The sequence below is a fragment of the Chryseobacterium camelliae genome (genome assembly GCF_002770595.1).
Classification (GTDB): Bacteria; Bacteroidota; Bacteroidia; order Flavobacteriales; family Weeksellaceae; genus Chryseobacterium; species Chryseobacterium camelliae.
In genome coordinates this window covers 402426-417553 of the sequence record NZ_CP022986.1, presented here as the reverse complement: position 1 = coordinate 417553, position 15128 = coordinate 402426, and the positions used below count along the sequence as shown (strand labels likewise).

13 protein-coding genes are annotated in these 15128 nt (G+C 42.8%); 7 read left to right on the top strand and 6 right to left on the bottom strand.

Features of this window, described 5'->3' with window-relative positions:
* Positions 1-21: 21 nt before the first annotated feature.
* Together CGB83_RS01845 and CGB83_RS01840 are read right to left on the bottom strand one after the other, a co-directional pair.
* The gene (locus CGB83_RS01845; protein WP_100074245.1) at positions 22-921 is read right to left on the bottom strand and encodes a TssN family type VI secretion system protein; all 900 of its coding nucleotides are present in this window, start codon (positions 919-921) and stop codon (positions 22-24) included.
* A gap of 54 nt (positions 922-975) precedes the next feature.
* The gene (locus CGB83_RS01840) at positions 976-1920 is read right to left on the bottom strand and encodes a type VI secretion system baseplate subunit TssG (RefSeq protein ID WP_228420047.1); all 945 of its coding nucleotides are present in this window, start codon (positions 1918-1920) and stop codon (positions 976-978) included.
* A gap of 349 nt (positions 1921-2269) precedes the next feature.
* Between CGB83_RS01840 and CGB83_RS01835 the strand changes: the two genes are divergently transcribed.
* The 3 genes from CGB83_RS01835 to CGB83_RS01825 all read left to right on the top strand — a co-directional run bounded on the left by CGB83_RS01835 (position 2270) and on the right by CGB83_RS01825 (position 4808).
* Positions 2270-3052 (top strand): S1/P1 nuclease, encoded by a 783-nt coding sequence (locus CGB83_RS01835; RefSeq protein WP_374708806.1) that lies wholly within the window; start codon positions 2270-2272, stop codon positions 3050-3052.
* Between the two features lie 213 nt (positions 3053-3265).
* Positions 3266-4132: a sigma-70 family RNA polymerase sigma factor gene (locus tag CGB83_RS01830; protein ID WP_002979276.1), complete on the top strand. Its 867-nt coding sequence runs from the start codon at positions 3266-3268 to the stop codon at positions 4130-4132.
* 88 nt (positions 4133-4220) lie between these two features.
* Positions 4221-4808, top strand: coding sequence for a hypothetical protein (locus tag CGB83_RS01825; RefSeq protein WP_100074243.1), 588 nt, complete (start codon positions 4221-4223; stop codon positions 4806-4808).
* Positions 4809-4868: 60 nt separating this feature from the next.
* Here CGB83_RS01825 and CGB83_RS01820 read toward each other — a convergent pair whose 3' ends face one another.
* From CGB83_RS01820 to CGB83_RS01805, 4 genes are all read right to left on the bottom strand, one after another.
* Positions 4869-5270: a helix-turn-helix transcriptional regulator gene (locus CGB83_RS01820; RefSeq protein ID WP_100074242.1), complete on the bottom strand. Its 402-nt coding sequence runs from the start codon at positions 5268-5270 to the stop codon at positions 4869-4871.
* Between the two features lie 37 nt (positions 5271-5307).
* Positions 5308-5742 (bottom strand): helix-turn-helix domain-containing protein, encoded by a 435-nt coding sequence (locus CGB83_RS01815; RefSeq protein WP_100074241.1) that lies wholly within the window; start codon positions 5740-5742, stop codon positions 5308-5310.
* Between the two features lie 279 nt (positions 5743-6021).
* A complete protein-coding gene (locus CGB83_RS01810) occupies positions 6022-6810 on the bottom strand; it encodes an SDR family oxidoreductase (protein ID WP_100074240.1) in 789 nt (262 codons plus the stop codon).
* A gap of 160 nt (positions 6811-6970) precedes the next feature.
* Positions 6971-8854 (bottom strand): endonuclease, encoded by a 1884-nt coding sequence (locus CGB83_RS01805; protein ID WP_100074239.1) that lies wholly within the window; start codon positions 8852-8854, stop codon positions 6971-6973.
* Positions 8855-9044: 190 nt separating this feature from the next.
* Here CGB83_RS01805 and CGB83_RS01800 point away from each other — a divergent pair, with 190 nt between their 5' ends.
* The 4 genes from CGB83_RS01800 to CGB83_RS01785 all read left to right on the top strand — a co-directional run bounded on the left by CGB83_RS01800 (position 9045) and on the right by CGB83_RS01785 (position 15126).
* Positions 9045-10184: an acyl-CoA dehydrogenase family protein gene (locus CGB83_RS01800; protein ID WP_100074238.1), complete on the top strand. Its 1140-nt coding sequence runs from the start codon at positions 9045-9047 to the stop codon at positions 10182-10184.
* Positions 10185-10411: 227 nt separating this feature from the next.
* A complete protein-coding gene (locus tag CGB83_RS01795; RefSeq protein WP_100074237.1) occupies positions 10412-13339 on the top strand; it encodes a reprolysin-like metallopeptidase in 2928 nt (975 codons plus the stop codon).
* A gap of 749 nt (positions 13340-14088) precedes the next feature.
* On the top strand, positions 14089-14556 hold the full coding sequence (locus CGB83_RS01790; RefSeq protein ID WP_100074236.1) for a pyrophosphohydrolase domain-containing protein: 468 nt from the start codon (positions 14089-14091) through the stop codon (positions 14554-14556).
* 6 nt (positions 14557-14562) lie between these two features.
* On the top strand, positions 14563-15126 hold the full coding sequence (locus tag CGB83_RS01785; protein ID WP_100074235.1) for a TlpA family protein disulfide reductase: 564 nt from the start codon (positions 14563-14565) through the stop codon (positions 15124-15126).
* Positions 15127-15128: the final 2 nt, after the last annotated feature.

Sequence of the window (15128 nt, the reverse complement as noted above, 5' to 3'; positions counted from 1 at the left end):
ATATCCTTTTAAATTGTGTGATTATGATTTTCTGGCTCCCTCCTCTTCATGCTGGATCACCCGCTTGCAGATCACCACTTCATTTTCAGAAATGCTGTTGGCTGTTATATCTTCGTTGAAGTCAATGTATTTACGGAAGCTGAAAAACGATTTCTTGGTGTAAAAGATCCAGTAGTACGGTTCTTTCTGCTGGTCGGTAAGATGGATGATCGAATTCGGGTTTTTATGGTTGTAATCATCTACCACACGGTAAAACCAGTCGCCGAACGTTACCCCCGTAGGAAGCGTCTTGGCTTTTATCCTGAATCGGTTGGCATCTTCAAGGTTCTTGCTCAGTTCTACGTTCAGTACCATCAGGCGATCGAAATCCGCGCCTTCAAAATCAGGAAGCTTCTGATCCGGGGAATACCGCCATGTTTTATAAATATCGAACGGAATCGTAATGAACTGGATGTAGCAGTAATAAAAAACCATCGGCACCAGGAAGATCAGCATGCTGGTTGCCGCCATGGCTGCATAACCCGTTCCCTTGCCCATCCAGTTGAAAATCAACGTGAACAGATACCCTCCGATTACCATACAGGTAAGAGTAAGCAGGGATTCAAACAGGATGCTCATGGAAACGGATTCAATGTGTTTCTTAAAATAATGGTCCATCAGGTTCACATGGATGATTCCGAAAATCAGGAAAATAATCTGTGCGATAAGATACCAGTAAGGATTGAAAAGGTTCCCTGCAAAACCGAAAAATCCGGGTAAGGCAAGGCATAGGCCGCATAATAAAACATATACGATGATCACCTTGATCTTGATGGCCGGTTTGTTCCTTCGGATAACCCCGAGAACGGTCATCATGATTACCGCCAGTAACGGCATAAGAATATACCTTAAAAAGACTCCTTTTACTGAAGAAATTTCCATGTTTAATTTTTCAAATTTATATTATGTTGGTCAATGTAAATATACTAAAATATTTTACAGGAATGTAGAGTATCCGAGGCGGCTGGCATTTCTTTCATCATCTTCCAGGGAGAAAGAAAAATCCTGTTTTTCCGTGATGAAGTTTTCCTCTACATCTACCGTTACCGGAAGGAAATGATCATACAACGCCCTGAGTACATTTCGAAACGGGCTCCCCTCTATATAATTTTTCATTTCCATGTATGGAATAGGCCCGATATTCACTACCCAGTTGCGTTCTCCGTCCATGTGTCTGCCGCTTGGAATATACGTTACCCCCAGCCTTGAATTGCCCAGAAGCATGGAATCATCTTCCTGCTCTATCCTATCAATGACATTCGGGGCAAAGGTTACTTCCACAGGGACCATTAAAAATGCGCTCATACAGCGCTCGAACCAGGCCTTGTCACCGCGGATCTGATGGAAGAATGGAAGAATGTAGATGAAGATGGAAGCATGATGGCGGTCCAGCATGCGGAGCAGGGGCCAGAGCTCACTGACTGTATTCAGAAGCGTATGGGTATCGCTGGCAATATCAAAGTCGAATTCCTTCAGCAGCGCACTGACTTCCGTAAAGAAAATTTCAAGCTCAAAAGGCCGGAAAAATTTCCGGGCATCCTCCTCTACTTTTTTCTGTTTACGGATCTCCCTCACGATATGGTCTACATTCTTACGTGAGGCGCCCAGCGAAGGCGGATGGAAAAGCCCTTCCGGAAGGTAGTCATAAATGCCTTCGCGGTAAGTCTCTATTGTGTACACCTCTTCATCGAATCCCAGGTACTGGCTGGTAATCCTTCTGATATCTTTGAGATAAGCACGGTCATTGATGCCGAGGCGTTCTATAAATATATTGCTGACAGCCCTGTGGTATTTCAAAAGATTTACCGCTACTGCCTCCGCCTTAAAATCAGTCTGGAGCTGATTATAATGCAGGGTTGCAACAGAATTTTCATACATCATAGTTTCTGTGATAATTTGGCTGATAAAGGTAATATTTCTCTTTCTACAGAAAAACACTTTTCCTGTATATCATCCTAAAATTAATCATTTTTTATTAATCTTAAAACAGTCAGGCCAAAAAAGGAAAATATAAATCATAACCTGATAATCATTACCTATGATTATGAGAACATTATATATAGCTTACAGAGTAGCCGCCTTAGACCGTCCAATAATTAAACACTGTGATAATGCCCGTATAAAAACCCATATTAAGAATTATTATTGCAATAAATTGATTGTACAGAATACATTGTACCGGTGTGAAGCGTATCTTTGCATCTCAAAATGTTACTGAACAATGAAAAGTATGTATTCTAAATTACTGATGCTTGCATTCATCTCCTCTTCGTTATACAGCTATGCGTGGGGACTGACAGGGCACAGGATTATTGCAGAAATTGCAGAAAACCACCTTTCCGGGAAAGCCAGGAGGGAAATCAAAAAGATGATGGGCCGCGAAAGGCTGGCGTATTGGGCCAACTGGCCGGATTTCATTAAATCCGATACCACGGGAGCATGGAAGCAGGCATCAGCATGGCATTATGTGAACATTGACCCGCAGACCGACTTCAAAACGTTTGAACAGAAACTTAAGATGCAGGCAGGACCAAGCCTGTATACACAGGTCAATACCCTGTCCAGCCAGATTAAAGACAGCAGGACCTCTGAAAAGGACCGTAAAATTGCGCTTATTTTCCTGATCCACATTATGGGTGACCTTGCCCAGCCTCTGCATGTGGGACGCGCAGAAGATTTGGGCGGAAACAAGATCAACGTTACCTATTTCGGGGAAAAGACCAACCTTCATTCCGTATGGGACGGCAAACTGGTAGATTCGCAAAAATACAGCTATACGGAATACTCCAGGCTTCTGGACATCAAGTCTGATGATGAAGTGAAAAAAATCCAGTCCGGTACCCTGGAAGACTGGCTGTATGATTCCCATACCATTGCCAACAGAATTTATGCTCAGACACCTGACGGTTCAAAACTGTCTTTCGACTATCAGTATAAATTCAACGACACCGTGGAAAGACAATTGCTGTACGGAGGACTGAGACTGGCAAAATGGCTGAATGATCTGTTCTAGGAAACGGACAGGATAATCAGAATTAAGATATCATCAGGTGGAGTGAATGCTTCACCTTTTTTTATTGCAGTAGCGCATAGATCATGTCAAGGCACAAATTACAACATATTTTTCATCGGTATCCATAAAAAAACAAATATTTTCAAAAATGGTGTAACCTTTTCATCTTCTCAGGCGTATTATATATACTAACTCTTTTTTGAGGAAAAATAAATGAGACAGTTAAAAATTACTAAGCAGGTAACCAACAGGGAAACTGCTTCATTAGACAAGTATCTGCAGGAGATCGGTAAAGTGGAACTGATTACCGCAGACGAAGAGGTGGAATTGGCACAAAGGATCCGTGCCGGCGACAGAGCCGCACTGGAGAAGCTGATCAAGGCCAACCTTCGTTTCGTGGTTTCCGTATCCAAACAGTACCAGAACCAGGGTCTTTCACTGCCCGACTTGATTAATGAAGGAAACCTGGGGTTGATGAAAGCGGCCAAAAGATATGACGAAACCAGAGGTTTCAAATTCATTTCCTATGCCGTGTGGTGGATCCGTCAGTCAATCTTACAGGCTTTGGCAGAACAGTCCAGAATTGTAAGATTACCGTTGAATAAAATCGGTTCAATCAACAAGATCAATAAAGCATATGCCCACCTTGAACAGGAAAATGAAAGACCGCCTTCCCCGGAGGAGCTGGCTGAAGTTCTGGACATGAGTGAGGAAGACATCAAGGAATCCATGAAAAATTCCGGAAGGCATTTGTCGATGGATGCTCCGTTGGTGGAAGGAGAAGATTCCAACCTGTATGACGTACTGCGTTCAGGAGAATCTCCAAGCCCGGATAAAGACCTGATGCTGGAATCTCTTCAGATTGAGATTGAAAGAGCCCTGAATACCCTTACGCCAAGAGAAGCGGATCTGGTAAGACTGTATTTCGGTCTTAACGGAAAGCATCCGATGACGTTGGAAGAAATCGGGGAAACGTTTGATCTTACGAGGGAACGTGTAAGACAGATCAAAGAAAAAGCAATCAAAAGATTGAAGCACAACACCAGAAGCAAGATCCTTAAATCTTATCTGGGTAAATAAGATACATAACCATTAGCGGAGCCTGATTTTTTCAGGCTCCGCTTTTTTTATATATTCGTATAGTCTAATCAGAATACAAAAACCGGTTATGAAAAAAATAATAATTCCATGTTTGCTTTTAGTGGTGCTTTCGTGCGGAGGCCCTGCAGCGGAAAATAAGACGGCTGTAGACCAGGCGATCAACAAATCAGAATCCGTCGCTTCGATCGACAGTTATTCCCGGAATGTTAACCGTGTGATCAGCATTTATAATGAACTGGTCAAAAAGGACCCGCAACTTCAGGCTCTTGAGAAAAAAATTGATGCCATAAAAGAAGAGACCTCAGCGGTGACGTCAAAATATACAGATATCATTACCCAGTCCGAAACCTATTATGAGGATGCGCGTACTCTTGCGAAATCGGTTACCGACTCCGTCTCCCGGCAGGCTATTGAACAGCAGATTTCATCCAGTTCAGAACAGTACAATGCAAGGATAAAGCACATCCGGGATCTGATCAGCAGCATTCAGAATAATGCGGTTATGATCAATGATCAGCACACCCTCTTTATGATTTCAAAAACCCTTCCGGAGATCAGGAAATATCAGGATGCCCATAGCCTGAAACCGGATAGCCTGATCAGTTTTATCAACAAGCAGAATACTTTGCTTCATGAACTGAAGAATATAAAGTAGAAGAATTACCGGATGACCCTCTTTATGATACACTACCCTTGCTTTGTAGCAGGTGATATGTTATTTATTTTGCATCAGATTTTCCAGCTTATCAATCATTTCTTTTTGCTGCTGAATCATACGTTCATATAATTCAACTATTTTATCAATAGGATTGAATGAAGGCTGGTAACTGAATCCTGAAGCAACAGCATGATCTTTAAAATCCTGGAAAGAGTACGTATTCGCAATTACATTCACTGCCTGTTCTTCCTCAAAATTCTGAAAAACTTCTATGGGAATATTTAATACTTTGGATATTTTTTGAAGCAGGATCTCTTCTATAAGATCTTTTTGTTCAAGAAGGGAGATTTTTTTTTGGTCCCATCCATCACCTAAGTCCAGTGCAAGATTTTCCTGCTTGACACCCAGCATCTCCCTGAAGCGTTTGACATTGTGCCCCTGGTGTATCTTGTGTTTCATTACTTGTGTTTTACTAAGATTTAGTTTGTGGCAGATATTATTTATCCTGTATCAGCTTCTCTAATCTGACTATCACCTCATCTTTCTCTCTAAGCATTCGTTCATAAAGACTCATTTTTTCATCATTAATCTTCTTTATTTCTTCCAATGCTTCAAGCCATTTTTCAATTGGGTTGATGTTGTTGATGGGATGTATACTTACACCACTGGATTGGTCATGAGTGTTAAATGTATTCGCAATAACTGTTATCGCCTGCTCCTCATCAAAATTCTGAAACGCCTCTACGGGAATATGCAGTATTTCGGATATTTTTTGAAGAATCGCCTCTTCGATGACGTCTTTTTGTTCCAGGAGAGAAACTTTCTTTTGATTCCATTCATCGCCTAAGTCAAGAGCGAGGGCTTCCTGCTTAACGCCCAGCATCTCCCTGAAGCGTTTGACATTGCGTCCCTGATGTATTTTTTGTTCCATTACTGGTGTTTTATTTTTACTAAGGAGTAAATTTAAAAATTATTGAGGGATTGAGCAAGCGCAGAAGCGACTTTGCCACCTCATCCGTGATTACCTGATAACGCACGTAAGAATTATGATCACATTTGAAAATATAAAAATGCATTGTGATACAAACCGGTTAAATCAAGATTAACTGCTACCAGTTTGAAAAGATGTTCAGCTTATGGCAGCAGGCTTTGCATTATACTCTGTCCGAACCTGCACGCGATGAGCTGTAAGTTTATCTTTGTAAAAGCATTAATACGTATTCATCATTCCTCCATCCAGAGGAATACTGGTTCCGGTAATATAAGATGCATAATCCGAAGCGAGGAAAGCAACCAGATGGCCATATTCTTCAGGTTTGCCTAATCTTTTCATCGGGATTTTGTCTTCCCTGGCTTTTCTGATTTCTTCAATACTTTTTCCGGTTTTTTCAGCTTCTTCATTGATCAGGCTTTCAATCCTCCGGGTATCGAATGATCCGGTCAGGATAGTATTGACGGTAATTTGATGCGCTCCCACTTCAAGGGATAATGTCTTAGCCCATGCCACTACTGCTGAACGGATGGAATTGGACAAAGCAAGATTCGGGATCGGTTCTTTCACCGACGATGAAGATACGTTGATAATGCGTCCGCTCCCCCTTTTAATCATGCCGGGAATGGCCAGATGGGTCGTTTCACAAACCGTCTTGAATAAAAGGTCGAAGGCAGACTGGTAATCTTCAGTGTTCAGATCTGAATCCTTACCCGCTTTCGGACCGTTGGTATTATTGACCAGGATATCTACTTCAGATTCATTGAAATAGTCAGTAATAATCTGTCTGAATTTGTCAAAATCGGAAAAGTCAGCTACCAGGTAACGATGGTGCTGCCCTTGATGTACAATGGGAAGGGATGCCGTAAAGCTTTTGAGTTTCTCTTCATTTCGGGCCATGACCGTTACATTGGCTCCACACCTGGCCAGTTCTGTTGCGATACCTGCTCCGATACCATCTGTTGCAGCACCGACCAATGCATTTTTTGAATTAAGCTGTATGTTCATGAGTAATAATTGATGATTGATAATGGATATAATGCAGCAATGCGCATACCATTAAGAGCAGAGGTGCATCGGGAACAAAAAAGACCGCTTCTATTGAAACAGTCTATGTATTGTTGCCCATCCGAAGATCAGAGCATGTAGTGCAGATATTGTAAGGATCTTATTTTTTGATAAACGGATAGGTTTTATCGTCAAGCCTTAGAAGATAAGATCCCGTAGGCAATCCCTGAACCGGAATACTATTTTTGTACCTGAAAGGATCTTTTTCAAGGTAGATCTGTTTTCCTGAATAATCCAGTATTTCTGCGGTACGGACCGCATCCGTTTTTCCGTTCACGAAAATAGTTTCGGAAACAGGATTAGGATAGAGCTTCAGGTTGTTATTTTCATTGGACGCAGACAGGATATCGGAAGTTCCTAAAACGCCTAAATTCTGGCAGTAATTGGTTCCGTATACCTCCCATTCGTTGATATCGAATGTAACAGCAGGCTGGTTAATGCTGCTCTTTCTATATAAGGAAACATTGGCAAGCACTGAGGAATTGTTCTGTCCTGTCACTCCGATGGCATCAACAGTCGCATTACTTTTATATCTCAGCTCAACATACTGGTTCCCGGAGAAGGTCATCTGGGGAGCTGCCGTCACAAATCTTGCCTGATCAAGAGTGTAACAGGAGAAATTCGCTCCGGGATTCAGGATGACGGCCGTTTGATTGTTCTGGAGGATGCCTTCAAGTTCGTAAGGGTCCGGAAAATAAAAGCTGCTGCTGCTTGGCATCTGTATGGAAAGCCTGTAATCACTCAGGTTAACCGGGTGTCCGGTCTTATTGGTGATTTCAAGTGCCTTATTATTGGAAGTGCCTTCAAGGTATTTTGAAATAAACAGATCCTTAGCGTAGGCATCAGATGCTGCCGTGGTCACGGATACCGTATTGCTGTCCGCGGAATACAGATAGCCGTTGTCATACGCTTTCACCGTAAATGTATAGGCTGTGGAAGGAGTAAGATGATCTATACTGATGGAAGTACCTCTGGTAGCGCCTGCCAGATTGCCGTTCTGATAGATTTTATACCCGATGACATCGCTGCTTGTACTGGCAGACCAGCTTAAAGTAGCAAAATGGGCTCCCGTCTGGATCGCCGCTGCATTTCCCGGTACCTGAGGGGCAACGGCATCAGGAGCCTGTCCCCAGATGGCGCTGACCCATGCCGGATTATCAATAAAGGGATTCCTGTTATGTTGAATAGCATACACAGCATTATTCCGGTCAATCTCCCGCTGGGAAACCGGATCCTGGGCATGCCACTGCATAAGCATGGCAATATAGGCAGGATCAAAAGCCCTTTCTTCTGTGCCGTCCAGCGGATTGGTATCCGAAGCAGGGCTTACATTATTATCGAAATTGAAAGTCCCTAATTTTCCTTCATACCTCACCGCAAAATACAAAAGGCTCCTCGCTACATCCCCTTTGAACTCATCGATAGGCTCATAGACACGGCCGGTATACACCCAGTTGGGAATGGCACTCTTCCCTATTTTCGATGTGTTGGTAAATGTATAATAGATATTGGAAGCGGTTGTGGTTGAAATCCCGTACGGATAATTGCTCCTGAGCTGGTTGATCCTCGCATCCGTAGGTACAACATAGAAAAGATCCGAATACATCGGGTAATTGCTGTAAAATGTACTCTGAGGCATCATGTGCTCCCTGTTCCAGCCCTGTCCCTCTGCACTCGCACTTCCTATGATATTGGCAGTGGTATATTCGTATGCATCCGGTCCGGAAGGAATTTCAGAATACATATCCAGGAGAATCGTGGTATTGCTGGCGCCATGGTCATAATACCGGTCCAGATCGGTCTGGTTATAGTAATTGGTAAGGTCTCCGTAATTCCAGTTGATATTCCTGGCCGAGACAATATCATGAAGCTTGGATTTCAGGGCATACCCGCTGAGGCCTGCTGTTCCGTCATAATAACCGGATGGTGCCTGTGCATGCAGCAAAGATGAAAATATAATACCAGAGAGGAGTAGTTTTTTCATGTTATATAATTGGGAGGCTAAATTAGTAAATTAACCAACTCAAAATACGGTATTATTTATTAAGAAACCATTAAATATTAAGGCTCAAAAAATTGAAAGCTAAAGGCTTATGCTCAAAATCCTATGACAGGAATAATTTTTTTTGGCATTTCAGCAATTTAAGTATCTTTGGGAACTAACTATAATCTTTATGAGTACAGAGACTATTGACAATATTAAAATGATCGCGGAAACGGCAAAGGAGTTTGCTGAAAAAAACATCAGACCCCATATTATGGAGTGGGATGAAAGCCAGACTTTTCCTAAGGAACTGTTTCATCAGCTGGGAGAAATGGGTTTCATGGGTATTGTAATTCCTGAAGAATATGGCGGTTCCGGTTTGGGATATCATGAATATGTTGCCATCCTGGATGAGATTTCACAGGTAGATCCTTCAATCGGGCTTTCTGTAGCGGCACACAATTCACTATGCACCAATCATATTTATGAATTCGGGAATGAAGAGCAGAAAAAAAGATGGCTTCCTCAGCTGGCAACAGGAAAAGTAATCGGAGCCTGGGGACTCACCGAACACAATACCGGATCAGATTCCGGAGGGATGTCTACTACTGCGGTAAGAGACGGTGACGACTGGATCATTAACGGTGCCAAGAACTTTATTACCCATGCTATTTCCGGGGATATCGCCGTAGTGATGACCAGAACGGGTGAAAAAGGTGCCAAGAACAATTCCACGGCGTTTGTCCTGGAAAAAGGGATGCCGGGATTCAGTTCCGGTAAAAAAGAAAATAAACTGGGGATGCGTGCCTCCGAAACTGCAGAACTTATTTTTGACAATGTACGGGTATCGGATGCCAACCGTTTAGGGGAAGTAGGCGAAGGTTTCAAACAGGCGATGAAAATCCTTGACGGAGGAAGGATATCTATTGCAGCCCTGAGTTTAGGAACGGCAAGAGGTGCTTATAAAGCAGCCCTGAAATATGCTAAAGAAAGACATCAGTTCGGGAAGGCGATTTCAGAATTCCAGGCCATCAACTTCATGCTCGCAGATATGGCAACGGAAATCGACGCCGCTGAATTGCTGATCCAAAGGGCATCTACCCTGAAAAATACCAAACAGAAAATGACTAAAGAAGGTGCAATGGCCAAGCTGTACGCTTCTGAAGCATGCGTAAGAATTGCAAACAATGCAGTTCAGATTTTTGGAGGATACGGATATACCAAAGATTTCCCGGCTGAAAAATTCTACAGGGACTCTAAGTTATGTACCATCGGAGAAGGAACTTCCGAAATCCAGAGGCTTGTCATCGGAAGGGATATCACAAAATAAAATTTAAACATTGTATCAGTCGGTTCTCCGGATCAGGCTTATCCTATATTCATGAATAGCACATGTTGTATGCATGTGCTATTTCTTTTACAGAAAGCATAAACCACAGATTTCATATTCATAACATAACTATTTAGACGGAATATCTAAATATTTCTTAAAATAATATATTTTTAGTAGTATTAAATTTACTAGATTTGATAATCCATAACCAAAATAGGTATTTTATGAAAAAACAATTATTATTGATTGGAATGCTTGTTATATCCGGTATTTCATCAGCGCAAACCGACCGTTTGTGGTCAGCATCATCCCCAAAAACATCTTCAGACATCTTTGAAAATAAAACCGGTATCCTGCAGCCGAGAATTTTCAGCCTGGACATCAACGGATTAAAAAATACTTTGGCCACGGCACCCCAGAGACTTTCTATCGGAGAAAAATCAGAAGTAATCATTTCATTTCCCAATGCCGATGGAAGAATGGAAAACTTCAAAGTCCGTGAAAACCCTAACTTTGATCCTCAGCTTGCTGCAAAGTATCCCGAAATAAAATCTTATGTCGGGGAAGGACTGGAAGATCCCTCCTCTACGGTATATTTCAGTATCTCACCATTAGGCTTGTCATCCATGGAAATCTACGGAGACAAATCCGCGGTTTTTATTGAACCCTATACCAAAGATTTATCTTCTTATGTGGTTTATAAGAAGTCTGACAAAAAAGACAACCTCAATAAGTTCGAGTGTACGGTTATCGATGTAGCCCAGAAAGGGGTTGCGGGAAGTGATCTCGCTGCGAGGCCCAATGCTGATGATGCCAAACTGAGGACCTTCAGGCTTGCCTTATCCTGTACGGGAGAATATGCTTCTTATTTCGGAGGCACAAAAGCCAATGCCCTGGCAGCCATGAATAATACCATGACCCGCGTAAACGGCGTTTTTGAGAAGGATTTTTCTGCGAGGATGGTCCTGATCTCCAATAATGACGCAGTGATCTATACCAATGCTTCTACGGATCCTTATTCGCCGGCTTCCGGCATGAGCAACTGGAATTCCCAGCTTCAGAATACGCTGACTTCCGTAATCGGGGAAGCCAATTACGACATAGGACACCTTTTCGGAGCTTCTGGCGGTGGCGGTAATGCAGGATGTATCGGTTGTGTATGCGTTAACGGCTCCAAAGGAAGCGGCTATACTTCTCCGGCAGATTCCGTTCCTTCCGGAGACAACTTCGATATCGACTATGTAGCCCATGAAATGGGACACCAGTTCGGAGGAAACCATACCTTCTCCATGAGCAATGAAGGAACCGGGGTAAATATGGAACCGGGATCCGGATCAACGATTATGGGATACGCCGGAATTACCAGCCAGGACGTACAGCCGCATTCTGATGCCTTCTTCCATGCCGTAAGCATTCAGCAGGTTACCGATAATATAAAATCGAAAACATGCCCTGTGAGTACCAGCACAGGGAATTCCATTCCTACCGCTAACGCAGGTGCAGATTATACAGTTCCTAAAGGAACGCCATTTATGCTGACCGGAACGGGGACCGATGCCAACGGCGATGCACTGACGTATGTATGGGAACAAATGGACAATGCTTCCAATTCCCAGACCGGAGCCAGCTCAGCGGCCAGCGGGACCAAAACTTCAGGGCCTACGTTCAGGTCATGGACGCCTACCGCTTCTCCGGTCCGGTATTTCCCGAGAATGGCTTCCGTATTAGCAGGGTCAACCACTACAGCGGGATCTGAAATTACTGTTGAAGCAGTGCCTACTGTGGCCCGTACCTTAAACTTCCGGTTTACGGTTCGCGATAACAGGTCCGGAGGCTCCGGCAACAACTCTGATGATATGGTGGTTACTGTTAACGGAACGGCAGGGCCTTTCAGTATAACTTCACAGAATTCCGCCACGACATACAGCGGCGGAACCAGCCAGACCATTACCTGGAATGTAGCGGGAACCACATCCAATGGCGTCAATGCATCCAATGTTGATATTTTATGGTCCACGGATAGCGGAACGACATGGACTACCCTTTTGTCCGGTACTCCTAACGACGGTTCCCAGGCAGTTACCATCCCGAATGCATCAACTTCTACCGGAAGGATCATGGTAAAAGGTTCCAACCACATTTTCTTTGATGTCAATAACGCAAATATTACGGTCAATGCAGGATCCGGTACCACAGACACTACAGCGCCTACAGCCCCGGTACTTTCAGCTTCCGGAACCACGGCAACCAGCACGAATCTTTCATGGTCCGGAGCAACAGATGACACCGGAGTTACCGGATATGATGTATTCCAGGCGGGCAGCTTACTGGGCTCTACCTCCTCCGCATCCTACACCGTTACCAGCCTAAGCCCGTCAACAACCTATAGCTTTACCGTAAAGGCCAAAGATGCCGCAGGAAATACTTCATCTTCCAGCAATACCGTATCCGTAACCACCAGTGCAGGAAGTACCGTTATGTACTGTTCTGCTTCCGCCAGCAATACGGCTGATGAAAGAATCAGTAATGTGAAGTTCGGATCCATCAATAATTCGTCAACAGGAACAGCAGGATACGAAAACTTCACCTCAGTTTCCACGAATGTAACCAGAGGAACAGCCTATACCATCTCCGTAACCCCGGTATGGACTTCTACAAAATACAATGAAGCCTATGCAGTCTATATTGACTATAACGGAGACGGAGACTTTACCGACAGCGGAGAACTCGCCTGGTCCAAATCCGGGTCTACCACTTCTCCGGCGACAGGAAGTATTACGATTCCGTCTACAGCAGTACTGGGATCCACCAGAATGAGAGTCATGATGCAGTACAACTCTATCCCTTCATCTTCATGCGGAACGTATACTTACGGACAGGTAGAAGACTATACCCTGAACATCGTCTCATCAGGAAGAGGAGAAATCAGTACAGGTGACCTTCTGACCGACGTTAAACTCTATCCAAACCCGGTTAAAGATGTCCTGAACATTTCCAATGCCCCGGCTAAAGACTACAAGATTTTTGATATGGGCGGAAAACTGATCCAGTCCGGACAGATCGAACGCGGTGCTGTTAATGTAAGCAGCCTGATTAAAGGCGTTTACACAATCAGTATGGGCGATGTAAGCAAGAGATTTATTAAACAGTAATCTTTATAACTTAATTGATGTGAAAGGCTGTCCGGAAACGGGCAGCCTTTTTAGATGGAGAATTCGAAGTCTGATTATAGATTTTAGATGAGAGACGGAGAGATGATAGACAGGGAACTATGAATTATAGATTATAGATTTTGAATTTTAGATGAAAGATAATAGACGGAGAGATGATAGACAAGGGTATTGAATTTTAGATTTTAAATTTTAGATTAAGATCGTAAACGGATTTTAAATTTGACTACTATTCATTAACAGGCATTAAAATCGACCTGGGAAAGAAAGGTGTTAAGAAAATAAAGGCTGTGAACGTTAAGAAAATTCTTCTGTCCGAAGCGCGGCACAAACAATTCAAAGACAGCGCCCATAGCTGATCCGCGCAAGTTTAGAATTTTTAGAGCACAGCGTTTATTTTTAGCCTTTCTTTCCAGTCTTGATCTTTTGTTTCTTTTGTTTGACTACGTCGAATCTTCGATTTCAAGACAAAAGAAAAAGAAATAAACTAGAAAATTTTAGATTCTAAATTATAGATCTTAGATGAAAGATGAAAGATGAGAGACGGAAAGATAATAGACGACGGGTATTGAATTTTAGATTGTAGATTTTAAATTTTAAATTCATACTTAAAAAAATCAGCTTACCGGAAGATGAATGATACCATTCAACAACAAATAGCGAAAACTAATACCCAATTTCTGGTATCTCATTCCTTAAAATTTTATATTTGTCCTTTAATAAACTTACTCATGGATAAAATTGACAGCCTGAACCAAGTAGCGGAATTCCATACTACTTTCAAAGCGCCCATTCTCGAAACCCCTCAAATCCCTTCCGAAGACCGTTGCAACCTCAGGGTAGCCTTACTACAGGAAGAACTGAATGAGCTTAAACAGGCGATAGAAGATAACAACCTGGTTGAAATTGCAGATGCTCTATGCGACCTCCAGTATGTACTGAGCGGTGCCGTACTGGAATTCGGGCTTGGCAGTAAATTTGTAACGTTATTCGACGAAGTTCAGCGGTCGAATATGTCGAAAGCATGTGACAATGAAGAACAGGCACAGGAAACCGTAGCTTTTTACCAGGAAAAAGGTGTAGAGTCATTTTATGAAAAGTCAGGAGAAAAATACAATGTTTACCGGAAAGCTGACCATAAAGTGCTTAAGAACAAATACTACTCTCCTGCCGATTTAAAATCAATTATTGAAGATTAACCCAATATGAAAAAATTTATTACCCATATATTTTTTGCAGCCGTTTTTACAGGTTCAATGCAACAGGTCAGCGCCCAGAAAGTAGTGGTCAACCGTGAGGTAGAAACGCAGAATGACGGGAAAATGCTGCTGGGAGTTCAGATGAAAGACCAGTTCACGAAAGCACCATATGCTGACTGGTATACCAAAGAACATGATGAATATGCTCTGGACCAGAAAGCAATCAGCGAGCTCAGAAAGCAGAAAATAAATTCATACAACCTGATTGTGTTTATGGGTACATGGTGCGAAGACAGCCACAGGGATTTCCCGAGACTTATGAAAATCCTGGAGGAGCTGAAATACCCGGAAGGAAAAATGACGATCATTGCTGTCAACCGCAAAAAGGAATCGCCTTCGGGAGAAGAAGCCACCTACAACATCCAGAAAGTACCTACGATTATCGTTCAGAAGTATGGAAAGGAAATTGGGAGGATTATCGAAATGCCTACTACAGGGTATATTGAGAGGGACCTGGTGGAAATCCTGAAAAAAGATGACCAGTCTGTTATTAAAGAAATATTTAAATAAGT